This is a genomic window from Paenibacillus peoriae (assembly GCF_022531965.1).
Lineage (GTDB): Bacteria > Bacillota > Bacilli > Paenibacillales > Paenibacillaceae > Paenibacillus > Paenibacillus polymyxa_D.
On the sequence record NZ_CP092831.1, the window covers coordinates 5,491,782 to 5,518,546 of the forward strand.

Annotated in this window: 24 protein-coding genes and 1 riboswitch; of the genes, 4 read left to right on the forward strand and 20 right to left on the reverse strand. The window is 45.1% G+C overall.

Features of this window, described 5'->3' with window-relative positions; translation table 11 throughout:
• Positions 1-25: 25 nt before the first annotated feature.
• The 10 genes from MLD56_RS24350 to MLD56_RS24395 all read right to left on the reverse strand — a co-directional run bounded on the left by MLD56_RS24350 (position 26) and on the right by MLD56_RS24395 (position 12,436).
• Entirely contained in the window at positions 26-850 is an 825-nt protein-coding gene (locus tag MLD56_RS24350) for a carbohydrate ABC transporter permease (protein ID WP_029518673.1), read from the reverse strand.
• Positions 850-1,716 carry a carbohydrate ABC transporter permease gene (locus tag MLD56_RS24355; RefSeq protein WP_016822711.1) on the reverse strand — a complete coding sequence of 289 codons (867 nt, stop codon included), beginning with the start codon at positions 1,714-1,716 and terminating at the stop codon, positions 850-852. Before MLD56_RS24355 ends, MLD56_RS24350 begins: the two co-directional genes overlap by 1 nt.
• A gap of 16 nt (positions 1,717-1,732) precedes the next feature.
• Positions 1,733-2,965, reverse strand: a complete 1,233-nt coding sequence (locus MLD56_RS24360) for an ABC transporter substrate-binding protein (RefSeq protein ID WP_029518674.1) — start codon at positions 2,963-2,965, stop codon at positions 1,733-1,735.
• Positions 2,966-3,314: 349 nt separating this feature from the next.
• Positions 3,315-4,697 (reverse strand): lanthionine synthetase C family protein, encoded by a 1,383-nt coding sequence (locus tag MLD56_RS24365; protein ID WP_029518675.1) that lies wholly within the window; start codon positions 4,695-4,697, stop codon positions 3,315-3,317.
• Entirely contained in the window at positions 4,694-6,295 is a 1,602-nt protein-coding gene (locus MLD56_RS24370) for an ABC transporter ATP-binding protein (RefSeq protein WP_161627036.1), read from the reverse strand. The genes MLD56_RS24365 and MLD56_RS24370 overlap by 4 nt, the downstream gene beginning before the upstream one ends.
• A gap of 281 nt (positions 6,296-6,576) precedes the next feature.
• Positions 6,577-9,756, reverse strand: coding sequence for a lantibiotic dehydratase (locus tag MLD56_RS24375; protein ID WP_029518677.1), 3,180 nt, complete (start codon positions 9,754-9,756; stop codon positions 6,577-6,579).
• Between the two features lie 31 nt (positions 9,757-9,787).
• On the reverse strand, positions 9,788-10,555 hold the full coding sequence (locus MLD56_RS24380; protein WP_029518678.1) for an ABC transporter permease: 768 nt from the start codon (positions 10,553-10,555) through the stop codon (positions 9,788-9,790).
• 13 nt (positions 10,556-10,568) lie between these two features.
• Positions 10,569-11,363 (reverse strand): DUF2705 family protein, encoded by a 795-nt coding sequence (locus MLD56_RS24385; protein ID WP_029518679.1) that lies wholly within the window; start codon positions 11,361-11,363, stop codon positions 10,569-10,571.
• The gene (locus MLD56_RS24390) at positions 11,360-12,088 is read right to left on the reverse strand and encodes an ABC transporter ATP-binding protein (RefSeq protein ID WP_029518680.1); all 729 of its coding nucleotides are present in this window, start codon (positions 12,086-12,088) and stop codon (positions 11,360-11,362) included. The genes MLD56_RS24385 and MLD56_RS24390 overlap by 4 nt, the downstream gene beginning before the upstream one ends.
• A 174-nt stretch (positions 12,089-12,262) precedes the next feature.
• Positions 12,263-12,436, reverse strand: coding sequence for a gallidermin family lantibiotic (locus MLD56_RS24395; protein WP_193373363.1), 174 nt, complete (start codon positions 12,434-12,436; stop codon positions 12,263-12,265).
• A 466-nt stretch (positions 12,437-12,902) separates the two neighbouring features.
• Here MLD56_RS24395 and MLD56_RS24400 point away from each other — a divergent pair, with 466 nt between their 5' ends.
• Positions 12,903-13,256 carry a helix-turn-helix domain-containing protein gene (locus tag MLD56_RS24400; protein WP_029518681.1) on the forward strand — a complete coding sequence of 118 codons (354 nt, stop codon included), beginning with the start codon at positions 12,903-12,905 and terminating at the stop codon, positions 13,254-13,256.
• Complete coding sequence (locus MLD56_RS24405) at positions 13,205-13,648, forward strand: IS3 family transposase (RefSeq protein ID WP_152526751.1); 444 nt, start codon at positions 13,205-13,207, stop codon at positions 13,646-13,648. The genes MLD56_RS24400 and MLD56_RS24405 overlap by 52 nt, the downstream gene beginning before the upstream one ends.
• Here MLD56_RS24405 and MLD56_RS24410 read toward each other — a convergent pair.
• The 10 genes from MLD56_RS24410 to MLD56_RS24455 form a co-directional block, all read right to left on the reverse strand.
• Positions 13,645-13,836: an ATP-binding cassette domain-containing protein gene (locus MLD56_RS24410; protein WP_029518683.1), complete on the reverse strand. Its 192-nt coding sequence runs from the start codon at positions 13,834-13,836 to the stop codon at positions 13,645-13,647. The two genes, MLD56_RS24405 and MLD56_RS24410, sit on opposite strands and share 4 nt — an antisense overlap.
• A gap of 121 nt (positions 13,837-13,957) precedes the next feature.
• Positions 13,958-14,131: a gallidermin family lantibiotic gene (locus tag MLD56_RS24415; RefSeq protein WP_155271705.1), complete on the reverse strand. Its 174-nt coding sequence runs from the start codon at positions 14,129-14,131 to the stop codon at positions 13,958-13,960.
• Between the two features lie 941 nt (positions 14,132-15,072).
• On the reverse strand, positions 15,073-17,136 hold the full coding sequence (gene abc-f, locus MLD56_RS24420) for a ribosomal protection-like ABC-F family protein (RefSeq protein ID WP_029518684.1): 2,064 nt from the start codon (positions 17,134-17,136) through the stop codon (positions 15,073-15,075).
• 103 nt (positions 17,137-17,239) lie between these two features.
• On the reverse strand, positions 17,240-17,383 hold the full coding sequence (locus tag MLD56_RS24425) for an RAxF-45 family protein (protein WP_165145821.1): 144 nt from the start codon (positions 17,381-17,383) through the stop codon (positions 17,240-17,242).
• Between the two features lie 80 nt (positions 17,384-17,463).
• Positions 17,464-18,642, reverse strand: coding sequence for an MFS transporter (locus MLD56_RS24430; RefSeq protein WP_029518685.1), 1,179 nt, complete (start codon positions 18,640-18,642; stop codon positions 17,464-17,466).
• 69 nt (positions 18,643-18,711) lie between these two features.
• Positions 18,712-18,811, reverse strand: a riboswitch (purine riboswitch).
• Positions 18,812-18,868: 57 nt separating this feature from the next.
• A complete protein-coding gene (locus MLD56_RS24435; protein WP_029518686.1) occupies positions 18,869-19,828 on the reverse strand; it encodes an acetylxylan esterase in 960 nt (319 codons plus the stop codon).
• Between the two features lie 19 nt (positions 19,829-19,847).
• Positions 19,848-20,897 (reverse strand): glycoside hydrolase family 130 protein, encoded by a 1,050-nt coding sequence (locus tag MLD56_RS24440; protein ID WP_029518687.1) that lies wholly within the window; start codon positions 20,895-20,897, stop codon positions 19,848-19,850.
• Positions 20,898-20,956: 59 nt separating this feature from the next.
• Positions 20,957-21,790, reverse strand: coding sequence for a carbohydrate ABC transporter permease (locus MLD56_RS24445; protein WP_023990883.1), 834 nt, complete (start codon positions 21,788-21,790; stop codon positions 20,957-20,959).
• Positions 21,791-21,792: 2 nt separating this feature from the next.
• The gene (locus tag MLD56_RS24450) at positions 21,793-22,677 is read right to left on the reverse strand and encodes a carbohydrate ABC transporter permease (RefSeq protein ID WP_029518688.1); all 885 of its coding nucleotides are present in this window, start codon (positions 22,675-22,677) and stop codon (positions 21,793-21,795) included.
• A 67-nt stretch (positions 22,678-22,744) separates the two neighbouring features.
• Positions 22,745-24,064: an ABC transporter substrate-binding protein gene (locus tag MLD56_RS24455; protein WP_029518689.1), complete on the reverse strand. Its 1,320-nt coding sequence runs from the start codon at positions 24,062-24,064 to the stop codon at positions 22,745-22,747.
• Positions 24,065-24,298: 234 nt separating this feature from the next.
• Between MLD56_RS24455 and MLD56_RS24460 the strand changes: the two genes are divergently transcribed.
• Both MLD56_RS24460 and MLD56_RS24465 read left to right on the forward strand, forming a co-directional pair.
• Positions 24,299-25,474: an AGE family epimerase/isomerase gene (locus tag MLD56_RS24460; RefSeq protein ID WP_029518690.1), complete on the forward strand. Its 1,176-nt coding sequence runs from the start codon at positions 24,299-24,301 to the stop codon at positions 25,472-25,474.
• Positions 25,471-26,670 (forward strand): glycoside hydrolase family 130 protein, encoded by a 1,200-nt coding sequence (locus MLD56_RS24465; protein ID WP_029518691.1) that lies wholly within the window; start codon positions 25,471-25,473, stop codon positions 26,668-26,670. The genes MLD56_RS24460 and MLD56_RS24465 overlap by 4 nt, the downstream gene beginning before the upstream one ends.
• Positions 26,671-26,765 lie beyond the last annotated feature (95 nt).

Consider the following 26,765-nt stretch of genomic DNA (forward strand, 5'->3'; position numbering starts at 1 on the left):
CTGCCTAAAACGATTGGCTCCTGCCCTACTTCACAGAACCTTGCGTAACGCCATTGATAATCCATTTTTGTGCAATCAGATAGACGATAATCATCGGCAGCAAAGCCATCAGGTACGAGGCAAAAGCCAGATTGAAGTCTGTGTTGAACTGTCCTTGGAACACATACTGTACGAGCGGCAGTGTATATTGCTCCGCATCGCTGATAATAATGAGCGGCAGCAAAAAGTCATTATATGTGGACAGACAAGTGAGAATCCCCACCGTAGCACTAATCGGCGCCATCAGCGGGAATATAATGCGCCAAAAAGTGCCCCATGTCGTCGCACCATCTACCGTGGCTGCCTCTTCCAACGCTACCGGAATGGAGCGAATATAACCGACATACACGAAGACATTAAACGCCAAACCATACACCGTATGCAGCATAATGAGACCCAACAGATTAGTCATATGAAGGCCCGAGGCCAGTTTTACAATCGGCAACATGATGATGGGGAACGGAATGAACATGGCACTCACAAAATAAAAATATAACCCCTTGAAGAAACGCCGCTGCATATTACGAGCAATGGCATAAGCAACCATCGAATTGGTTAGCAAAGTGAGTATAACCGTCGATGTCGTGACCATCACACTGTTCCGAAAAGCGCTGAAGAAATTGGTCATTTCCACTGCACGACTAAAATTTTCCCAATGCAGTTCGGTCGGAAAGGCAAAGGCAGAATGTGCCATCTGCTCGGGATTTTTAAGGGCTATCGTCACCGTCATATAGAGGGGAAACAGAATGAATATTGTCCCCAATGCTACCAGAAGCAGCACAGGCCAGTTCGTACGTCTACTAGTTTTCATCAGTTATCCATCTCCCTTCTCTGGAGGAATCGAAGCTGTAAGATGGAAATGATCGCAATCACAATAAAGTAAATAACAGAGTTAGCCGACTGATAAGCGAATTCTCCACCTCTAAAGCCCCCGGTGTATATCAGGTGGGATATCGACTGCGTGGCCCGTCCCGGCCCACCATTCGTCAAAGCCACGATCTGATCGAACACCATCAGGGAATTTTTCATCGCCAATACCATATTGATCGTAAAAAACGGTGCAATTAATGGAAAGGTAATGCTCCAGAATTCGCGCCATTTACCCGCACCGTCCAAATTGGACGCCTCATACAGACTTGTCGGAATGGTTTGCAGCCCAGCCAGATAGAGAATCGTATTAAAGGCAATCCCCTGCCATACGGCTACGATGACCACTCCTACCCAAGCCAACTGCTCACTGCCTAAGATGTTTGTCGATAATGAACTGATGCCTAAGTTCTGTCCCCAGATCGTAAATACATTCGAGAACAGGTAATTGAATATGTAACCTACGATCAACACGCTCAAAATATTAGGTAAGAAATAAATCCCGCGAAAGAAATTACGGAAACGTATTTTAGCGTTCAGCCCCATGGCAATCAGCAAGCTGAGAATATTAATCGCAATGGTAACCACAATCGCAAATTTGAAAGTAAACCAGTAAGCATTGCCCACATTGTCGTCTTGAAACAAATTAATATAGTTCTTAAACCCGACAAAGTGGTACTGATGACCAAAGCCGTTCCAGTTCGTGAGTGAATAATAAAATCCCTGCAAAGCAGGCAGGGTCAAAAATACAAAAAACAATAGCACCGCCGGCACCGTCATCCAGTAAAAAGTCGTTAGTCGCTTATTCATGTCTCCTCCTCCTCTCTTATCGGCGGTTAGCTACCTTATTCCACTCCCGGTCGAGCTTGGCTAGATAGGCATCGATGTCTCCGTTTTGCAGGAAAGCCTGCACAATAGAATTCAATTGGACCGCTTTGGGAATATAATGATCGGCAAAATCAATGACACGGCCTGATTTAAAATACGGCAGCAGCTCTGCCACACTCGGATCATCCTGCGTGACTCCCTTCACCGCTGAAAACAACGTTTGTTCCGTAATGTATTGCTTGCTGTTCTCCGGTTTTAATAAGAAGGCAAGGAACTCCTCCGCCTCCTTTTTATGCGGCGTGCCTTCCGAAACGGCCAATAGCGTATCTATACCAGACACCAGCTTGACCGCCTTTGCGTCATTCCCTGTGGGTAACGGGAAAAATCCGAGTTCCACTTTCGGGTTAGCTTTGCGAATTTCAGATATAGCCCACGAGCCCTGAATGTACATCAGTCCCTGTCCGTTAGCGAAAGCACGATTACCGTCAGCATAGTTTTTGCCAAAATTATCACTATGTCCGTATTTCAGTAGCTCCAGCTGCTTTTCCGCAATCTCGCGGTACTTGCCCTGAAAGGTGACCTGATTTTCACGCCGTTGCAGAAAAAAATCAATGCCCACCAGATTCGGGCCCAGCGCATTAAAGGGGAGGTTCGTTTGCCAATCATCTTTATATGTAAAATAGAAAGGAATTTTGCCAGCAGCCTTGATCTTTTGCGCTGTTGCAATCAGCTCATCCCACGTTTTGGGCACCTGTAATCCCATTTCTTTAAAAAGCGTTTTGTTATACATCACACCATTCGCATTCGCAGCATAAGGAATTCCATACACAGGATCGACCCCGGTCACATCCTTAAGCATCTTGAGGTAAATCGGATCAATCGTACGTGGCAATTCTGTATTCGCCAGATCCGTAAAAATACCGCTTTGTGCCAAAATGGAGTAGGTATCGGTGGCCCCAAGCCCCACAATGTCAGGTACATCGTTTTTGACAACCCGTGTCAATAACACGGTCTCTGCCTCTGGCGGGTTGACCTGTGTCACTTCAATACCGGGATGTTCCTGATTGAATTGAGAGATTAGCTTATCGAATGAACCCTTGGCCTCCGGCTTGTTTTGAAAGAATTCAATTTTCACCTTACCTGAATCATCGCCCTTGTTGCATGCGCTCACAAAAACAGCCAACAAAAGGATCGCCGCCAGTGTAGACAGCTTTTTGGCCCAACTCCACATGCTCATACCTCCTTTTCCCCTATGTCAATCTATGCAGGACTAAACAATTAATACCCGTCCCTTATGGAAAAGAAACGATACACCGTGTTTGGCGGTTATATAGTAAAAGGGTACTCATCTTCGCTCTTGTTTTTCTGTTTTGTTCAGGTATTGGGTTATTGAATGGGAGTACAACATATACTGCCTTGGGATTCCATGTAAGCGGAACCAGCTTGAAGGATGCTAATGAAAATACCTTGAGTCTCAGGAGGAATTAGTATGTTAAAAAAGATCCAACCGGCCTTCAAACGGTCGATTGGATCTTTTCTTACTTTTATTATGTTCAGGTTAGGGAATAACATGACATATCTTAGCGAATTAGAAGAGCAGCGTCCCAATCCGGATTTTCATTTCCTATCAATGAAGCCAACACCAAGGCAACTCCAGCACTTCCATTCAGAAAGCCAGCCTCATCTACTTCTGCTAGTCTCCCATCCAATAGGCTATGATCATAAAAGCCAAACGCCGAATTAGTATCGAACATATCCAGCACTTCTTCTAGTAGCCTGTCTCGCATCATACCTAACTGCTCATGGCCCGTATCTGAATACATACGCTGGATCAGATGCAACAATCCCCCAATACCATGACACAATGTCGCAGAAGATAGTCCTCCTTTACGATAGAGCCTTTTTTCTATATCCAAGTATGCACGTAGTCCCGTTTCGATCCAATCTTTATTTTGAAGAGCTTGTCCCGCCAGCCAGATCGAACGTGCAATGCCTGGTACGCCATAACACCAGGAATCACGATAATACTGCGTGCTTTCAGGCTGCAGACGGTTATCCACCCATTCCTCAAGGGAAACACGCCCAGGCCAAATCACGCCCTCAGTATCCTGAACACGCCAATGATGTATAAATGGTGACAGTCTGTTGATATCGCCCACTAAAGGGAGGGAGTCGGCTCCATTAAGAGCAGACAGGCTCAGAAAAGCTAATGGACCCGCGATACCATGCGAAAGCCCTAAATTAAAATTTCCCTGCGGATATTGTTTCTTTTCATTCTCTTGAAATTGATTCTCCGTGGTAATATACCATCCAGGTACAGGATGTCCATTCCAAGTACGGTCGCTGCACATTATCTGAAACAATTCAATCGTCTGGTTCCATATGGTATGCATAGTCGGGCGGTCAGAAAATAACATGGCGATGCGTCCGATCCCTGTAAAGCCTGATATGGCGTCATACTGGCTCATTTGTAATTGTCCTCTTCCCCATTCCTCCCGACATAGGGCCAAGCTATGTAAAGCAGCCTCTTCGAACCAGGAGGCAAGGGAATCAAGCATTCCTTGATAACGTGTGCCCTTCCTGGATAAAGAGTAAATAGCCAGCAAAATACCTGATAATCCACTATACAGGGATAAGTCATGGACACCCTTTTGCTCCACGATCATACGAATTCGCTCTAAATATTGGTGTCCTACAATATCCCAACCATCCTCAGGGTATAGTCGATCCAACTGACCCATTAACAAACAGATGCCCGTGAACCCACTTCCCAAACTTCCATCTGACCAACGGTCCATCTTCATCCCATCAGCCTCTATCGGGGGCGTTTTTTTCATATACATACGCACTTGATCGGGGTCTTTGTAACGATTGGAAATCTCTTGTAAGATTACAGTTACTTTATCCTTCATATCCAAATTAATGGGTATCCATTTATCACAAATATATGAAGTCGTCGTCATCCTAGCACCCTCCCTCCGCTTTCAATTAAGGAAGCTTCTTCATCGAATGAGCTGGCCTGAATGTTGTACATCTCTGCGTATAGCCCATTGAGTAACATCAGCTCCTTATGTGTTCCCTGCTCCACAATTAAACCATTGTCCATTACCACAATTTTATGTGCCAGACGTGCTGATGAAATCCGATGAGTAATAAAAATACCAATGCTATCCTTCATCAACTCCAAAAATAATACCAACAAATCCTGTTCTGCCACAGGATCTAAGAAGGAACTTGGCTCATCCAAAATATACACATCTGCTTTACGCAGGAAAGCCCGTGCGATTGCTATTCGCTGCCATTGGCCTCCTGAGAGTTGGTAGCCATCCTCAAACCATTTACCAAGCTGTGTGTCCAAACCTTGTGGAAGTTTGGCTATAATATGGTCTATAGCTGCGCACTGGGCTGCATGGATGAGCTCCTCATCCTGCTCCATACGCCCTAATGATCCAAACCCAATGTTATGACGTGCTGACATTTCATAATGCATGAAATCTTGAAACACGGCTCCAATTTTGTCTTGAACCTGCTGCAGATCATAATCCTGAACGGGACGGTCGTTAATTTTAATGACGCCACTATAATCAGAATAAAGCTGCATCAGGATTTTCATAAGCGTCGATTTTCCTGATCCATTTTTCCCTACAATGGCTATCGTTTGTCCTTTAGTCATTGTTAAATGCATGTCCTGAATAGAAGCCTTCGATTGACCCGGGTACGTAAAGGAAACCCCTTCAATTGAAATTTGTTCAATACAAAATCCGGTGCTGCTCTTTGGGTGATCCAGAAGTGCCTGTTCCTTTTGACGCCGAATGGGGTCCGATGTAGGCAACTGTAGAAATACAAATAACTGCTCCATATACAAATTATTTTGTGAAAATTGAACAATACCTTGGATTAGTGCCTGCATTTGACTTTGGGTTAGCATAATCGCTTGAATATAGCCATATAAGTTCCCTATTAATATTTTTTTCACAAAGGTTTCCTGGATTGCCATCCACACTATCCATAACAGAACAGAAAGTTCAAGCAAACTGTACAGGAAAGTAATTCTAACTCTTTTGCCCAATATACGCCTGTCTTCTACAAAAAATCTTTGCAGTAAATTCTCATATCTTTTTAGTAAATAAGGACCCAAATTAAAAATCTTCACTTCTTTGACCGCACGATCATTTGTAAGCAAATAGGTCATATACCATGACTGTCGATATAACGGGGTACGATTCATATAGATTTCAAACTGTTCTTTGTTTAACTTAAAAATCGAGTAAACCGACACCAGTGAAATCACAAATAGAATAACCACAACCCACCATTTCCATAAGAAAAGTAAAACTGCCGAAGACAGCATGGTAACTAGACTAGATAAAATACCAGCCATTTGTGTATATAATTGGTAAGGTCGATAGGAAGCTTCTTGGGAAGCCCGCTTTAGCTGGTCGTTGATTTGAGAATTTTCATAATCCGCCAGTCCCAAGTAGCCTGATTTTTCTCCAATCATGATATTTAATGACTTGGACAGCACAGATTCAAGGACGCCCTCTACATAACTCTGACTCATCGTAACTAGACTTTTTAAAACGTGAATAAATATAAAGAGACCAAATTGTAGCATAATTATAGAGATATCATGAGGACTAGAAGAAACAATACTATTAAGTAAATTTTGCATGATAACCAAAGTAAGTACGGGCATCACACCTTGAATGATATGCAAAAAAATGCTAGAAAGCATATAGACCTTATTCATGTTAAATACTAAGGCAAAAAGCTTAAGCCCTTGACGTACAGACTTCCATATGGAAGAAGTCCTCCGATCTGTACTTTTTTGTACGCTACTCATTAGCGATTCCCCCGATATTGAACCAGGCTGTTCATAGCATGTCTGGCCATGATCATTATTTTGCGCTCCCGATCCCTGTCAATTCCAATTAATCGGTTCAAATGCATATGGATCACACTGTATATAATATCCTCTCTTGTATTGGTAGCTCCCCCCTCCCGTTCCTGCTCATGGAGTATATAATTATATTGCTCTACTGCTTCTTTTCTTGCATAAAAAATATTTTCTATGGATTCGCGACTGGATGCAGTCGAAGCTGTCATTTCCTGATCTGATGCCATCCATTGTAAAAAGAACTTCCGTTCCTTGCGAAAGTCTTTCAAATAGTCTTTGAGATCAAATTGACGATTTAAGAATTGAAACGCATCTTCCTTATAGTAACCAAACTGGTAGAGAAGATTGATCACGCTTAAAATAGCTATAACGTCCTTCTGTAAAGAAGTCTGGTTGAATCTAATGAGACGTACCAATTTGGCTGTCACTTCACTGTCACAAGAAAACATTCGTTCTGCCCACATCATGAGCTTCTTTCCACCGTAACGCTCTACTTCTGGCTCATAGGTATCGATCACAACTCTGGATATCATGCCTTCATTTAAAAGCATCTCTGTCCATTGATGAAACACGGGAAGAAACAAGTTTCCCTCCAGAAACTCCGGTAGCTTAAACCGGACACGAATATGTTTATCTGGATCAGCGTATCGGATAAAGTACCCCTGAAGGATGTTACCGTCCTCTTGATGCTTCCGCACAAATTCATCCCAATAACCACCAATAAACTCATCTTGGCGACTGTTCATACCATATAATTTGGCATAGAACCAAGGACCACCAGGAAGATAGGTACAGGTTGCCTCTGAGGAAAGACAACTTGTATCCTCATGCCTTCTATCTAGTGTCGCAGCAACTTCCTCCTCAAAATGGTTCGTTGCTACAGCCTGTTTACGTATACATGGAAATACAAATTCAGCCGCCAAGCGTCCACTGTGACGAGAGACTGGCGTTTCTCCGACTTCACCTATGTGTTCGATTAAAGTAACTTTTCCTTTGGATTGAAGATCTCTACAAACCTGTTCAACATGCAAGGGATGATTCATATCCAACAGAATTCGATTATCTAATTCAATCATATATACATAACGTGGTAGATTCCATTCTTTTTGGAACTGACACACTAAATTCTCCAAATCAATCATATCCTTGGATAGGCTAGTTGCCGCATCCCATGTCATTCTCCATGTAGCCGGATTGAGAATGACATGCTTATATCTTAGACGTGGGGTAAAAGGGGCATGGGTGGCGAATCCCCACTCCATAGATGACCAATGGCGATAACCATCCTCACTGACCTCCAAAAGAAAACGATGTATGTTAGGAGTCAATTCAGCATTGAGCATATGTCCAGCCCTAGCAATGACCTCACGATTGCGACTTATCGACTTCAAATAAAAATGATCATTACGTACCCCAACAGCAAGGTCCGAAACATGTATCTGCTGTTCCTTTGGCAGGGTATGATTGGTTCCTATTGCGATTTCATAGGGGCGAGTATGCTTCGTTAATACTACATTTGCCGATCTTCCCGAACTGGGTAAATACGATATTCCGGCTAACAGCTTTTCAGGCTGTAACCGTTGCTCTTCCGATTGAATGCTGGAGAACATATCAGTAAAAGGCTCGTCAAACAAATCCAGAAATCTCCCGAACGTCTTTCCCGCCCCGTCTGACCCCTGATTAGGTGCCAGAAGTAAAATATACTCACCGCGATCTACAGCCTGCTGATCAGGGGCGACCAACTGAAAAAACAATTCCATAGAAGGTGCTGCCAACCATTTGCCTGATTTCTGCCCTTTTAACATTGCGTCTATCATGGCATCTGTAAGTACCACTTCATGTTTTCCTTCATGGATGCAAGATACGAACCATTGAAATAAAAGCTTCTCCTGATGTGATCTCGACTGGGACGGTGACATGTTTTGAAGCCGTGTTCGGTTACTCAATGGATGTTTGTAGCCTGCCGGAGCACCCATCCCTGTATCCTCATCAAGAAGCTCCAGCAAAGGGACCTCCCGATATGGACCATACTTCTCCAAAAATTCCACACAAAATTCATCCAAAGGTCTATTCTCTCGCGACGAAAGCTTAGTTAGTAATTCGGCAACACATTCAACATCCTTACGGATACATTGGGGAAGAACAACTCCTCGATCCTCCAGGGAAAGGTCGATTTGCAAGCTTGATTTTGCACTGAACATTTTGCCCATCTTTCGTCTTAAATGCTCCAACGAATCTTCCCCTTGGCCTATAGGGAGACGATTATATTTATTAATAGTATCCGCGATGTTATTAAAATTCTCTTTTAACTCATCAATACCCGTTACTAATTTCAAGACGGATCGTATATGGTCCAGCGGTTCGGTAGTAGTGGTAGGAGGAATAAGCTCAGATATCAAAAACTCTTGCTCAAATAGCTGCCATACATAACGGTCAATTGTCTCTATATCAGCTCTTTCAAATGTCTTATGTAGATGGTTGACCAGTTCCTGATAAGGTATGAGGGTCGAACTTGCTTCCATCACACAATCAAATACCTGAGTCGCACGAACGGACACACTCTGATCTTCTCCACCGACTATACTGCCGCATCTTGTCGTGTAGGGGATTTTAGCCCGGTTACCCTGACGATAAATTAATGTATTACGCTGAACCCGCAGCTGGCGGACAACCTCCTTACTGCTTGTGACCATTTCAACGGCTTTCATTAGCCATTCCATGTCCGGTCTTGCACGCTTTCGATACATATCTGGCTCTTGTAAAATGAGCTGAGACTGCTCTCCGAATTTCCCGTAAGTGACTCCAGATAACAATCCGAACGGCGTAGGTCGTGTAGCCATTCTAGTGATATAACGCATAAAGGATTTGATAACTTGTTCCTGTTTGCGCGGATTGTCCTGATCGCTGATATGTACTAAAGATTCAAGCAGAGTAGGGCTGGAGGCAGCTAACGCTTCACGAATAAATGGATTACGAGATAATTCCGTAAGACGATTTATTGCAACTCGTCTGATTCCTTCAGTCTCTCCGACATTGGTTAGAAAGCATTTTCCGAACTCTTCCATAGGTAGCACAGGAGTACGAAGCATAAAAAAATCCAGGGTTTTATAAAGATGCTCTTCCATTCCCATTAAACCTCCGTTCTAAGCCAAACGTTTAAATTGTTTTCTTTTGCCAACGAACAAAGCTAATAGTCGAACAAATCAATATAATCACGATTAGACACATCCAGAATCTGGTGGAACCATCCACTCTTAAAGCAAGCATAATTTGCTGGAAAGGATCTATTAACATCACAAGTGGCTTGTAAAATGGGTAGATAAACATAGATATAAATAAAATAGAAATAAACGAGAATAAAGGTCTGGATATGAACAAACACACTGCACTACTTAGCATGAGCTTTGCCAGGCAAACCAACGTTAATACCAAATAAAACACAAGTGTATATGACATAGCATCTAATGAGGTGGAAGCCTCTGCTGAGCCGTATTTAAAAAAGGTTAAGCTACGGGGAAAAATAGTCCAACCAGCCAGTATGCCTATGAGCAAGGCTGTACCCGTAAAAACGATCGTCGTGACCGATAATGCGAACAGTTTTCCAAGCCAAAATTGAAAGCGACGGTATGGACGCAGTACATATAAACGATACGCCCCGGAGTGAATATCCCCGCTTAACTGATCCACATACAAAATAGGCAACAATGCCAGGATCAGAAATAGGGAAATTTCACTCATCATAAGCCACGGCAAGTTCAGATTATTAACAGTGGCAATCCCTTCGCCAAAGCGGAATTTCATTGTTCCATTAATTTTAAGACTGACAATATTCGCAATAACCATCAATAGAAAAATTGTATATAATAAAAGAGTAGATCTTCGATTCCATATTCGTTCCATTTCACTTCGCCAAATTCCTAGCATAAGAAAAATCCTCCTAATACAAATAATCATCCTTGGTAAAACGACGATATGCTCCCCATGTAAAAAGGATTAGATATAAAATAACAACGGTGGCAATCGCCCCATTTGCAGACAGGTTTCCGGATAAGGATGTCTTCAATCCTCTATACTGCATATAAGGAATAAATAAAAAGACTATAAGATCATGTATGTAGGGAATATGAGAAAATAGAGATGCTAATTTAAGGTATAAGCCATCGAACAGCAAGGAGAACAGATTATAGGTCGTACAAATACCAATTGCATGGGTTACACTCTTGCTACACATGGCAATGTAGGAATACAGACAGCCAATAGCCATAAGTGAGACAAAAGCCTTTGCATAATATTGAAATACATACATTATAAGCTCTCCATATTGCCTTGTTTCGCCTTCAGAATAGGGAAATCGCCATACTCCGACACCCCAAAGAGACAGACCCAATATAAGTAAGAGTAATAGAACAGAGACCTGTAAAACCAATAGCTTGCTCCAGAAAATCTGTCCCCGAGTAAAACGCCGCATGAAGATTAGACGCAACTGTCCACCCCGGAATTGCTCCGTATATAGAGTCGCTACTAATGCAGCTACAGCAATATTGCATATTAAAAACAAATTTTCTTGCAGGCCTATAATGACAAAGACTTTGGACAACACTTCTACCGAAGTCTTGAGATACAAAAAATAGCTGGCTGTGGAATAAGCGAGTACAGGGGTACATAAAATCAGAAGCCAGAACCATTTTCTGCTATACAATCTCTCGAACTCACTGTAAATGAGTGTCTTCATAATCCCATTAGCTCCATAAAAGCATCCTCTAGCCGTTGACCTTCCTCAACCAATTGATCTGCGGGTCCCTTCCAAACTAGCGTTCCTTCTTTAATCACAATTAATTCGTCACACATTTGCTGCAACTCATCCAGCAGATGGCTGGAGATAAAAAATGCATAATTTTCTGAATTTCGCAAACGAAGGATAATATCTCTCAACTCCCTCATTCCCATAGGATCGAGACCATTGGAAGGCTCATCGAGCAGCAGTAGCTCCGGGTTACCCAGCATAGATTGGGCAATGCCCAAGCGTTGCTTCATGCCCAAAGAATAAGTTTTCACCCTGTCGTCTCCACGCAAATCCAGGCCTACTCTTTCTAACAATTCCTCTATATGCTTTTCCCGATCGGAAGATTTAATATTCGGATGCAACCGAGACAAATTACGCAGCACCTGTTTACCCGTCATATAATCAAAAAAGACCGGGGACTCAATGATAGCGCCTACTTTGGAGAGCGCCTTTTCCCGATCCGCCTGTACGTCATATGAAGCTATCCTTACAGAGCCACTGGTTGAATGCATTAACCCCGTCATGATCCGCATCATTGTTGTTTTCCCGGCTCCATTCGGTCCAATGAAACCATATATTTTCCCCTTTTCAAGCTCGAAGGAAATGTCACTTAATAAAGCCCGTTTCCCCATTTTTTTGGATACTTTTTCAACTTTCAATAAGACATCCGACATTACACTTTCCCTCCATTACTAAATCCAAATATAAGGATGCCTCTGATATTCACAACCAGGAAACCAAAGGTTTTCTCAAAGAAGAAGAAGGGACTTCAAGGTCCCTCCTCCTTTGCTAAATTAAATAGTTATCCAATATAAAGGTTTTGCAAGTTGCAAAACAACTAAAATTTATTAACAAAGTGTTCCTAAATTACTGAAGCAAGGTGAACATGTCTCAACACAAGTTTGGGATGTATTACCGCCACCACAGCCGCTAGAGCAATTCCAAATACTTCTAATTTTAGGCTCTACAGAACCTTGAGATTTGTTTACTTGAACGTCCAGATCAAATAAGTTTTCAGCCATTGCATTCCCCCCCTTTCATTTAGATATACCATCAGCCTTCAGCGAGGTTCATGTTTACCCCGCCAAAGCCTTCCTTCTCGCAATAGAAGAGAAGGATTTTATATGAACAACACCCCGACCAGATCGTCACCTACTCGAAATATTGCCATATATCACGTAGACAACCGTATGTATGATCTTTGTTGATAACAAACACTTCATCTAATAATAATTTATATCTTCCTTACAAATAAAAGAATATCATATGTTGCAAAATGTAAATCTATTACTTTATATGTAAACATACATAATAAAAAATCATTAATACCAATTTATTTTAATATATGGTTATTCTATTTCCACTCTCTCATTCTCTTTACCATACAAAAAAGGGGACTGACCCCATAACGTGAGACACATCAAAATACCTTCAAGAGAATCAAGCCATGTCGTAAGATATGGAGATAACCTTGGAGGTGTTTTTACGTTGGCAACGAGAGTGAGTTATCCCTTAGAAATAAAGATGAAAGCGATTGAAATGAGATTGGCAAGAGTTCCGGTAAGAGAGGTTATGGAGCAACTGGGAATACGGAATAAGACACAGCTAGAAACATGGATGAGGTGGTATCGAAAAGGCGAAGTGCATCGTCTGGAGCAGCCTGTAGGTAAACAATACAGCTACAGAAAAGGTCCGGAACACTCTTCGGAGCTTGAAAAAGTAAAAGCGGAGAATCGATTCCTGAAGCAGCAATTGGACCTGCTAAAAAAGTACAAGGAACTGGAAAAGAGGTGGAACCAGAAGTCGCCGTGGCCTGGATCGAATCCATTCGAGACGAAGTGACGGTGTCTGAGGCTTGTACATGGCTCGGGATCGCAAGAGCGACCTACTACCGCTGGAAAGCAACTATGGAGACAAAGCGCACAGATGCTACGGTGGAGAAAATCCGAGAGCTTTGCATCCATCATAAGTTTCGGTATGGTTACCAGAAAATCACCGCACTCCTTCGGGCAGAGCAAAGAATGAATCACAAACGAGTTCAGCGGATGATGCAGCGTGAGGGGCTACAGTGCCGCGTGAGAATGAAGAAACGAAAGGTCACTGGGCAGCCTGCAGGCTGCTTATCCAGCAGAAAATCTGCTGAAGCGGCAATTCCTTGCAGAGGCGCCCCTGCAAAAGCTCGTTACGGACATCACCTATTTACCGTTTGGCGGAAAGATGTTGTACTTCTCTAGCATTCATGCCCGCTTGTAGGATGCATCAACCCTGTCATCATGCGCATCAACGTCGTTTTCCCTACTCCATTCGGACCAATAAAACCATATATCTTTCCTTTGTCAAGCTGAAAGGAAGAATCGTGAATTACTTGACGCTTCCCAATCACTTTAGTGATTTGCTGAACCTCCATAACAACATTAGACATTCTTTCTCTCCTTCCAAATCTATCATAATTGAGGGGAAGGATGGGACTAAAAAGACCCCTTCCTTCCATTTTTCACCCTAATTCGATTAGGATTCGAGTTCAAATTCCATGGTTACACTGTTCAACACAATGCTCCAATATTAGAAAAACATTTTACACCTGCTGTTTCAGCACAAGTGTTGGCTGTTCCGCCGCACATTCCGGTGCATTGCCACGCCAAACTTGTTACTTGAGGTTCTACTGAACCTTTAGACTTGTTAATTTGTACATCCAAATCAAAAATATTATTTTCCATTTTTTCCAAACTCCTCTCGATATTCATCTTTAATAATAAATACAATAATTTTGTGTAATCTAGGAAGCTAATTTATATGAAAGATATCTCAACAGATCGTCACCTATTGAAACATCCTCATATGACATCTTCTTTATATGGTTAGACACTTTATTCAGGCATTATGCCGAAAAAAATCCTGCAAATGACTAATCAAAACTCCTTGTATCGAGTAAAAAGAAATATATATACTAATACATAATTATATGTATAGTTAAATTATGTATTATTTAAAACATATTTAGTAACTGATTTTTTATGAATTCAAGATTGGAAGATATACTTCAATATTCAAGATGCATAAAAGGCCTTGATCCAACTTTGATGCGTGTCCTAAAAGTACACGAAAACGACTTTGGGAGTAAGATATAGCGAAGTCCGCTTTACAACCTGGCAACAAGCAAGTTTAGTAAGGGATTATAAATACCTATTGTAGATGGATCCTTTCTTGATGGACGAAATCATTTCATACCGAGTACTCGCTCGGTCGCGGTCTTGAAGCTCAAATGAGCCTTAAATTTCATTCACTTGAATATCCAGATCAAATAAGTTTTAGAACCACACCCTGACCAGATCGTTACTCAAGGAATATCCATATATGACAATGCGGAAAATCTTATGTATGATCTTAGTTGACATTATAAAAATTTATCTAACAGTGATTATTTCCTTCTTACAAATAAAACAATATCACATGCTTCAAAATGTAAATCTATTACTTTATATGTAAACATACATAATAAAAAAATAATTAACACCAATTTATTTTAATATATGGTTATTCCGTTCCCACGCTCTCATTAGTCTTTACCATATAAAAATAGCCCCTCAGCAGACGCGCTACCTCAGGGCTATCCCTTTATAAAATATACGTTGCCTATCTTCAGCAACCAGCCTATCACTTACTCCAGTTCAACCCACTCGCCGAGCAACGTGTCCAGCTCAGCTTGCAGTCGCTCACGCGCGTCCCACAGCTCCGCCATGTGCATCGTGTCGCTGCTTGTGCCGAGCAGCTCCAGCTCGGCATCTGTCGCCGCCAATTCTGCTTCTTTGGCGGCAATCGCTCGCTCCAAGCGCTCGCTGGACACAGCGGGCGAGCGGGTTAGCTTCGCGGCCTTCGCTCCGGGTGCCCCCAAGCGACCTGCCGACCCGGAGCGAGCACGGCTCGCATCGGCTCCGCTGGTCGCTCCTGCCCGCGCAGCCGTCCCCGCGCCATTGCTCGCTGCGCTAGAATGTACAGCTGTGCCCGAGCCTGAGCTGCCACCCGATGCGGCTCTGCTTGCAGATGTCGGGCGTGTCCCGGTATCCCCGTCGCTCTGTAAACAAGCGTTCTCCAGCTCACGCTTCTTCGCTCGGTACTCATCAAAGCTACCTAGATAAAAGGTCAGCTTTCCAGCCTCCAGCTCCCACACGCGCCCTACCAGCTTGTTCACAAAGTAGCGGTCATGTGAAATCGCCAGCACCGTTCCCGTGTAGGTGTCCAGCGCTTCCTCCAGCGCCTCGCGTGAGTCAATGTCCAGGTGGTTCGTCGGCTCATCCAGCACCAACAAATTTGGCTTTTTCATGACAAGCAACGCCAGCCGCAAGCGGGACCATTCGCCACCGGACAGCATGCTCACGGGTTTAAACACATCGGCACCGTAAAATAAATACTTCGCTAGCAATCCGCGTGCCTCGCCTTCTTCCACCCCTGCTTCTTCCTTGAAGTAAGCAAGCACAGTCGCCCGGCTATTCCGTTCTCTCTCTTGCTGCGCCAAATATCCGTACTCTACGCGCGTGCCCCATTGGACCGTGCCTGCATCTACGCTTTCCTGACCAAGCAACAGCTTGAGCAGCGTCGTTTTACCTGCGCCGTTATCGCCCAACAAGGCTACCTTTTCACCGAATTCCAGGCTGCCCGTTGCCCCGCTTAATATCTGACGCTCTCCATAAGCTTTAACAATATCTTCAAACTGTAGCACTCGGCGACCGGAACGATCCTCCAGCTTTAAGTGAAATTCTGCCCCCTGTGGGTCCAGTACAGGTCGTTTCACCAGCTCCATACGCTCCAGTGCTTTACGAATGGAGGCTGCTTTTTTGAAAAACTTTTCGTTATCGCCGTTGCGACCCCACTCTTCAAAACGCCGAATGGCCTCTTTCATCTTTTTGATTCGCTTTTGCTGTTCCTTATAATCTTCAAATTGCAGTAGCAATCGTTCTTCCTTTTCCTTAACGTAGCCGCTGTAGTTCGTATAATACGTAAACGCCTCGCCATCCTCAAGCTCAATCATTTTAACGGCGACCCGATCCAGAAAATAACGATCATGGGACACAACCACACACGCGCCTGTGTAGCCCTGCAAAAAATGTTCCAGCCATTCCAGCCCTTTCAAATCCAGATGGTTGGTCGGCTCATCCAGCAGCAGCAAATCCGGTCGTCCGATGAGCTGTGATGCCAGCGCTATTTTTGTTTTCTCTCCACCAGACAGCGAGCCGAAGCTGCGCGTATACATTCCTTTGGGAATACGCAGACCATCCGCTACCTGATCAATATTTGCATCCATTTCATAGCCGCCGTTGCGCTCAAACCGTTCCTGTAGGGAAGCATACGATTGCAGCAGCTTCTCCAGAAGACCCGTATCCGCTACCACAATCGGATCTGACATTTCCCGTTCCAGTGTGCTCATCTGATTGCGGCAATCCTTCAGCTCACGATAGGCGTAAGCCAGCGTTTCGTACACGGTGAAGCTCTCAAACTCCGCCGGAATTTGCGGTAAATAGCCGATTTTCGCATCCTTGGCGATGACGAGCTGCCCTTCATCCGGGCGGGACAAACGTGCGATCAGGCGTAATAGGGTGGTTTTACCGCTTCCGTTGCGGCCGATGAGTCCCACCTTTTCTCCCATATGGATATCAAACGATGCACCATCCAAAATCAGATTGGCAGCGTGGTATTTTTTCAATTGTTGACCGTTAACTATATACATGTTCAGGCTCTCCTTTATTTAGGAAGACCCTTACCCGGGTAACACAAAAAGAGCCGCAGGAGCAACCCCGCGACTCTTCGGAAGATACAGCAATCCGTTCGAGTTAAGGTAGGCGTCTTCTCGCGATGTTTACAACCATATGATTAAAATTGGACAGACTTCTCCCGTTGTATGGAAAAGCATGAACAATGCCAGCCATAGCAATCGGCAGCTGGCTAATACGGTTGTTCAGCATCTCGTGATTCACCTACCTCACCTCCTTCTTCATAATTGTGTGTAGTATAACATGTTTGCTCGTATTATAAAAGAGGGCGATGGTTCAGCGAACTATGAAACAGAGTGGTGCCCTCTGACAGCCTGCGATGTCCCGGCTCTGGTAATGGAAAATACGCCGCAGACAAAAGCAACAATCACAAATGCCCCACCCACCCAAGCGTTCGTGGCAACAGATTCACTATTCTCAATTACTACGCCTCCCAAGGCAGAACCCAGAGCGATCCCGACCTGGAGTGCGGAGAAATTAAAGCTTTGCTGAATACTACCCGATTCGGGCGCATTTTCAATAAGATAGCTTTGCATCGGGGGCGACAAGGCCCAACTCAGTATGCCCCAGATGATCAATAGTGGCGCAAATACATAAACCGAGTGGATTGAGAGTGGCAGCAGGAACATCACGGCGATAAACACGCCTACGACGACTAGAATACTTTTCGCTGTGCCGAACCGATCTGCCAAAGAACCGCCAATAAAACCACCGCTCACTGCCGCCAGCCCAAAGACAAAATAGGCCACACTAACCCACGAAGCATTTAAACCCATCATATTTTCTAAAAACGGAGTGAAATACGCATATAGCGTGTAGTGGCCCGCCAGTGTCAGCGTGGTCACCAGATGAGCACTGATGACTTTAACATTTTTTAAGGATTTCAATTGATCACGCATAGGCACAACATGTTCCGTCGGAATCCGTTCCATAAACAAGTTGATAACGATCATAGCAACGACCGTCAACAAGGCAATAATCAGGAAAAGCACCCGCCAGCCAAACGCATTTCCAATCAGCACCCCGGCTGGAATACCAAGCACGATGGAGGAGCTAACCCCCATGGAGATGACACCGAGGACACGGGCCTGATAAGCCTTGGACACCACTTTGACTGCAATGGTCAGTGACAATGTCACGATCAGCGACCCGCTTGCAGCGGTAATGATACGGGATACAAACAAGACTGCATAATTCGGACTCCAGAAGGCCAGCAGACTTCCCAGAATAAAGATAAACATCGACCACAGGTACAGTCGTTTTCGTTCGATTTTGGCGGTCAACGCCAACAAAGTTGGCCCAGCAATAGCGTACACGAGCGCATAGATCATGATAAGCTGTCCTGCCGTGCTTACGGAGACATTCAAATCCTGTGCAATTTGGGGCAGCACGCCACCGATAATCAGCTCCACCAACCCCACCGTAAAGGTCGCAATCGTTAAAATAACTACTTTGAAGTTCATTACATTAGCTCCTTTGCTGTCATGTAAATTCCCTCGTATTACGCAAAAAAATCCTGACCACAAGAAATGTACAAGACGTACACTTTTTGTAATCAGGATTTATCGGTTCCTGGTAGAGACCCTCAAACCATATTATTGAGGTTATACAAATGGGGCATTCATTTATTACGCATTCACGAAGGTTATAGCTATTACTATAAAGGAGCCTGTGGCTAAGTTCAACCCCCTACAGCCGCAAAAATTCACTCATGGCACGATCCGACAGATAAGGTAGATACTCATGACCGTATTCGTGATACAGGAGTATTTCCTTGTCTGATACGATTTTATTGTACACCGCAAACTGCGTGGAGGGTGGACAAATGATATCCGACAGCCCTGTCACAAACAACACACGACCACGAATACGATCTGCCAAATGTTGAATGTCGATGTAGCCTAATCGGTAAAACAGCTCCTCCTCGTGCACATGGTTCGGATCAAACCAACGAAAATAATAAACCAGTTCTTCATATGCGGATGTAGTAGCATCCAGCGCCCAGGCTCTTTTATAGTCCGACAGGAACGGATATACCGGGACCGCCACACGGACACGCGGCTCCAATGCAGCGCAGGCAACCGTTAGTGCCCCGCCTTGGGAGCAGCCAAATGCACCGATCCGTTCAGGGTCGACCTGCTCCATAGACATTAGAATGCGCACCGCCTGTACCGTATCCAAAAATACATTGCGGTAATACAACCGATCCGGGTCCGGGTCGTCAATCCCTCGAATGATATGGCCGCGCACCGTCGTTCCTTGAACCTGCAAATTGTCCTCGGACAGCCCTCCTTGCCCCCGGCAATCCATAGCCAGCACGGTGAATCCGTGTGCCGCGTAGCTTACCTTGTCGAACCAATCACCACTGTCGCAGGAATATCCATGAAACATGGCCAAAGCTGGACCTTGTTCCGTAAGATGCTTGGGACGAGCCAGCTTCCCATGAATCTTTGCTCCGCCCACTCCGGTAAAATATAGATGGTAACACTCCACCAGCGGAGAGACAAAATCAGCAGGCTCCAGTGTATATTTCAGTGGCTGCTGCTCCAGCTCCAGTAGCGCCCGTTCCCAGTATGCATCAAAATCAGGAGGCTTTGGGCTGCTCCCCATGTACGACTGCAATTGCTGTAAAGACATATCCTCCGGCATTCACGTTCCCTCCTACATGCTACATCCGGCCAGACTCACGGTCGTCTCCGACCACTTCATCCGTTGCGATGACATACTTCATAATGTCGGACACTGTCGTGTATGCGATACCTACATACGTATCAGCGGCTCCATAATAAATTGCGATTCTTCCAGTGTCCGCATCATGCAGCGTAGCACACGGGAACACCACATTCGGCACAAAGCCCCGCTCCTCGTACCATTCCTCCGGGGTCAGCACGAAGTTGGAGGAACGATATTTAACCTTAGATGGATCATCCAGATCAAGAACGGCAACCCCCATGCTGTATACTAGCCCATTGCACGTGCCTGTCACCCCGTGGTAAAACATCAGCCAGCCCTCGGTCGTCTCAATCGGTGCCGGTCCGCCGCCAATTTTTACCGATTGCCACCAGCCCTGTCCGCCCTTACTCATGACATGACGGTGCTTGCCCCAATAGACCAAGTCAGGACTTTCACTCAGAAAAATGTCGCCAAACGGTGTATGTCCACTGTCACTCGGACGGGATAGCAACATAAAGTTTCCGTTTAGCTTGCGGGGCAACAGCACACCATTACGATTAAACGGCAAGAATGGATTTTCCAATCGTACAAAACTTTTAAAATCCTTTGTTTGGGCTATCCCCAACGCTGCACCGTAAAAATCTGTACACCAGATGATATAATACGTATCCTCCACGCGGACCAGACGCGGATCGTAAGCATAATTAGGTTGGTAATCGTTCCCTTCCTCATCAACCAAATGCAACCGTTCTGTCTCAATGTCCCAAGCCAACCCGTCGTCACTCCAGCCTAGATGCAAATGCGGACGTCCGTTAATTGTTTCAGCCCGGAATACCCCTACAAACCGTCCCTCATACGGAGCTACTGCACTGTTGAAAATACGGGCAATGCCCGGCACCGGATTCCGCCCAATGACCGGATTCTCAGTATGTCTCCATACCGGAGCCTCACTGCCCTCAGGCTTATCCTGCCACGGCATTTTCGGCAGACTCTCTCCCAAAATTCGCATGCTATTTACTCCCAAATCCACATTCAATTTATTCATACGTATATTCTCCTCTCACCGAGATATTTGATCTCATCTTTTTTTATTTCGTCGTTATTCTATTTCACCGAACCCTGAGCGAATCCGTTATAGATATATTTTTGTAAGGATAAAAAGGCAATCAACGTCGGAATAATGGCAATGATAATGCCCGCGCTAATGACTTCCCATTGTGATCCATAGGGTCCTTTAAACTTGAACAGCGCCGTCGATATGACCTGAAGGCTTGTTTTGGGCATATACAGGAACGGGGTGTAAAAGTCGTTGTAAATATTAACGCCCTTGATAATGATCACCGTCACAATGGCAGGCTTCAGCAGGGGCAAGATAATCCGCCAGTAGATCGTCAGATAGGAGGCCCCATCCAGCATGGCCGATTCATCCAGCGCCACCGCAATGGAATCCAGAAATTGCAGAAAAATATACACCGCAATAATATCCGTTCCCAAATACAGCAAGATCGCCGCCCAAGGCGTGTTAAACAGCTCCAGCTTGTTGATAATTTGAAATGTCGATACCTGTGTCGTTACCCCCGGAATGAGGGTCGCGAGCAGGAACGCACCTAGCATAAGACTTTTGCCCTTAAATTTAAAACGGTTCAAAATGTACGCAATCATGGAACCGGTCAACGTGGCTCCGATGATCGAAATCAACAGGATAAAAGCTGTGTTCACAAATCCGGTCAGCATATTTCCGTTAATAAAGGCTTTGGTATAGTTAGCCCAATTCAGCCAGTTCACGGGGGGAGTCAGAGGACTGGTTGCCGCATATTCAGTCTTCGTCTTCAAAGATGCAAACAAAATTACGACAATCGGTAGCAGTGCAATGAACGCACCTAGTAGTAGCGCCGCATACTTGATGCTGCTAGCCAGTATTCTTTTCAGCTTATACATGATTAGTCCTCCTCTCCCCGAATTAGCAACCGTTGAAGCAGCGTAACAGCGATTACGATCAGCAGCAGAATAACCGCCATCGCCGAGGCCAAACCGACCTTGCTGTATTTGAATGCCACATCAAGCGTTTGAATGACGAATGTTTCGCTACCATTGGAGCCACCGGTCATAATATACGGAATATCGAATGCACTGACCGCACCGCTAATGGCCAAGATGAGGTTCAACTGCAAAATCCGCTTGATGCTCGGCAAAATAATTGAGCGGAACTGATGCCAGCGGTTGGCCCCATCGATATCGGCTGCTTCATACAGATCACTGGATATGGAAGAAATCGCACCTAGAAATACAATAAAGTTAAAGCCCATGTATCTCCAGATCGACGTGCCCGCCAGTGAAATATTGATAATCTCCGGGTTGCCCAGCCACAGCTTGACATACGAACCCAGCCCCACTGCCTGAAGCAGTGTATCGAGCGTGCCGTCTGGCTTAAAAAAGAATAGAAAAATAAAACCAATGGCCACCCCGTTCATCAGGGAAGGAAAAAACAAAACGCCTTTAAAGAAATTTTTAAACCAGGTCTGAAAGCTGAGAATGCTTGCAAAATAAAGGGCCAGACCCATCTGTACAAACGTGGCTACAAAGTAATACAGACTGACCTTAAACACCGAGAAATACTCGGGATCGGTAAAGATTTTGATATAGTTTTCAAAACCCACATATTCCAGACGCTTACTATAGCCGTTCCAGTCCGAAAAGCTGTACTTAAACATATTGATCACTGGCAAGTACGCAAAAGTGATCAGCAGCGCTAGCGGAATAAATGAAAAGGCAACAATAATCGCCAATCTTTGTTTGGAGTAGCTGAGATTCGAAAATTTTAACATGCTGCACCTCCTGGCTATCCGTCCATCGACTGCTACGTCGATCCTTTCTTTTCGTCAGTTCAGATGGCTATTTTGCTTCCTTAGCAGCCACTTCAGCACGCGCCTTCACCCATGCATCGTTCAGATCTTTCATAATGGCGTCATACGATTCCGGGCGGTTACCCACCGCTGCCTCAATAATGCGTTTCTTGAAATCAGGCTGCCACAAACCAATTTCGCCCATTTTGTCGATTTTATCAACAATTCCTTCCTGTCCTTTTGGAGATGGAGTAAGTGTTTCAAAAACGACCCCCTGATCTTCGTATTGCTTCAAAATGCTAGGCATTGGAGCACCCTTCAGCGGACTAATACTGCCTGCCTGCTCTACAGCATAGTTGGACTTTTCGGTAAACCAATCCACCCAGGCACGGGCCGCTGGTTTATTTTCACTGTTTACGTTAATACCGAGGTTAAAGTCACCAGCCAGCGGCACAAGTACCTTGGAGGCATTCGTCGGGAAAGGCATAAAACCGATATCATCCTTGTTAGGAGCTGTGCTTTTGATCTGGTCAATTGCCCAAGAGCCAAGCACCATCGTACCGATTTTGCCTTGAGCAAGATCTGCCTTGGAGGTCTCCCAATCCGTAGTCGTTGGATCTTTTTCAATCAGGCCTTTTTTAGCTGCATCGTATAGGACCTTATACAGTTCATAGTGAGGCTGGCCCTTTGTGAAATTGTCATCTGTATTCGGTTGTGTGACATTCACGTATTCCTTTGTACCCGCCAATGTTGCCAGACTAGACTCCCACTGGGTCAGTGCCCAACCAGAGGCATAGTTCGTAAACAGCGGCACTGCCTTGGTTTTGTCCTTAATCTGCTGTAACGCTGTCAGGAATTGGTCCGGTGTTTTGGGAAGCTGCGTGATTCCTGCGTCCTTGAACACCTTTTTGTTATAAATCACACCAGAGTAAACCATCGCAATCGGAATACCGTAGCTGTTATGATCCACCGTACGTTCTTCAATGCCGGTATACTTGTTTTTCATCTCCTCATAAGTACCCAGTGGTTCGAAAAAATTGGGCAGCTCTTCAACTGGAATACTGCCAGGGATCAGCAAAACATCCCCGTAATCCCTGGTCCCCATCCGAATTTTAATTTGACCATCATAATCGGCCAATGCCTGGAAATTGACCTTCACGTTCGGATAAAGCTTGTTAAATTCCTTAGCGTAGTCCTGAAATACCGTATCCACAATATCTGTCCGCTGTGTGATAACCGTAATTTCACCTTCCACGGCCTTTGGATCAGAGCTGGCAGCTGGCTCATCCTTCTTTGAGGTACAGCCAGTAAACAGCCCAGCTAACAAAACCACAGATAGTAATGACATCAAAACCTTGGACAACTTCATGAGACGACTCCTCCTGTTGTTTTTTAATAAGGTTATCGTTAAAGTAACAAAATCATTTTATTATGTTAGCGCTTACTATGTCAATTGCAATATTCTTTTTTTGTGAAGTGGAATCGGTCACACCTTATGAAAAAACACCAATTTAGCATGGTTGACAGTTTACAAACAGCTAGATATGATAATTCTGTAAAGTTAACGATAACCTAATATTTTTCCCGAAGGAGGCTTTGTCTCTTGGCAACACTACTGGACGAAATTAGACAGGAATGGAAGGAACACATACTCCCATTCTGGCTTGGACTGAAGGATGAGACACACGGTGGGTTTTACGGCGAGGTGGATGTGGATCTGCACACTCATAACCAAGCCGACAAAGGCGGGATTGCCACTGCACGGTTACTCTGGTCCTTCTCGGCGGCTGCTCGTGTAACAGGGGAAGATACCTATGCAGAAGCCGCACGAGATGCATTCACATTCCTGCGAGATCACCTGCTTGATCCATTACATGGAGGAATGTATTGGATGGTGGACTACACCGGGCAACCCGTGGACACGTGCAAGCATGTATACGCGCAGGCATTCGCGATCTATGCGCTAGCAGAGTATGCACGTGCTACAGACGACCCGAATGCATTGCCACTAGCTATGGAGCTGTTCCACCTGCTGGAGCAAAAAGGATATGATCCCGCCCGGCAGGCATACGGCGAACAGTATGACCGCTTGTGGAACACGCAGCCTAATGAGCTGCTCAGCGAAAATGGAGTTACCGCGCATATCACCATGAATACGCATATTCATGTTTTGGAAGCGTATACCCAATTGCTGCGCGTCTGGCCAAATGAAGAGGTTCGAGATGCACTGACGAACGTACTGGATATTTTATATCGTCGTGTTTACGATGCTTCTGCCCGACGATTGGGGGTATTCTTCGATCGTGAATGGCGCTCTCTGCTTGACCTGACCTCATATGGTCACGACATCGAAGCCAGCTGGTTGATTGAGGACGCTATGAATGTGCTGGGTTATTACCCGTCAGAATACGTGGATATGGTGATGGATATTGCCAATGCGGTAGCAGAGCGCGCTGTTCAGCCAGACGGATCGCTCATCAACGAGCGGGAAGGAGAGCGGGTAGACACCTCACGTATTTGGTGGGTACAGGCCGAGGGGATGGTTGGTTTTTACAATGCGTTTCAACGTACAAATGACGAACGATTTCTGCAAATTGTGCGTAATCTGTGGGCCTATACTCGGCAATATATCATAGATCCGCGCCCCGGAGGCGAATGGTTCTGGTCAGTTCAAGCGGATGGTAAGCCTGATGCGAGAGAGATTGCAGGCCCTTGGAAGTGCCCTTATCACAACAGCCGATTTTGCATAGAAATGCTAGAAAGGATGGAAAACCAATGATTCATAGCAAATACGATGAGCTGCTATTGCAGCAAGAGGAACTGATTACACGCCCTAATGAGGTTAAAACTACCTTTTACAATGGTATCTACGAGCGCTACCTCTATCCAGTGCTCACACGCCATCATGTTCCACTTCACTGGCGGTTCGATCTGGATGCGCAAACTAATCCCTTTTTCATGGAGCGGCTGGGTGTAAATGCGGCATTGAATCCAGGGGCGATCTATCATGAAGGAAAATACATTCTTGTTTCGCGTACCGAAGGACTGGATCGAAAATCATTTTTCGCTTTGGCAGAAAGCGATAACGGCATTGATCAATTTCGATTCATTGACGCCCCCCTAGTATGGGAGGATATCGACCCAGAAGAGACAAATATGTACGATATGCGGCTGGTGAAGCATGAGGACGGCTGGATTTACGGTATTTATTGCTCTGAAAAAAAGGATCCTGACGTGCCACCTCACGATACCTCCAGTGCTGTCGCTCAGGCCGGACTGGTCCGTACTCGTGATCTTCGTACATGGACCCGGCTTCCCAACATTACTACCCAGTCCCCACAGCAGCGCAACGTTGTTCTGCACCCTGAATTTGTGGACGGTCAATACGCCTTCTATACTCGTCCTCAGGACGGGTTTATTTCCACCGGCTCGGGCGGTGGCATCGCCTTCGGCCTGTGCAAAGATATTACACAGCCCGTAATTGAACACGAAAACGTCATTGATGAGCGCTGCTATCATACGGTGTACGAAGCCAAGAACGGGCAGGGTCCCGCCCCGATTAAGACCAGCCGCGGCTGGATTCATATCGCTCACGGGGTACGCAATACGGCCGCCGGGCTGCGGTATGTGCTGTATACCTTTGCCACCAGTCTGGAAGACCCTACGCGCGTCATTGCTAAGCCCGGCGGGCACTTTCTAGCTCCTTATGATGAGGAACGCGTGGGCGACGTTTCGAATGTTATTTTTTGCAACGGTGCAGTCGTTAATGAACAAGATGAAGTTTTTATCTACTACGCTTCCAGTGACACCCGTATCCACGTAGCGACAACCACCATCGCTCGACTGGAGGACTACACCTTCAATACACCATCCGACCCGCTGCGCTCTCTCAGCAGCGCCGCTGTTCGCCGTGATCTGATTCATCACAATGAAGCGCTATTGAAAGCGCACTCCCGTCCTTCTCAGCAGACATAAGCCGCAGGCTTTATCCTGCTTGCGGAACCATGTATACTATCCATAGAACAACTGTTACCCGCAGGCTAATTGTTGTTCTATGGGCAGCTACGCTG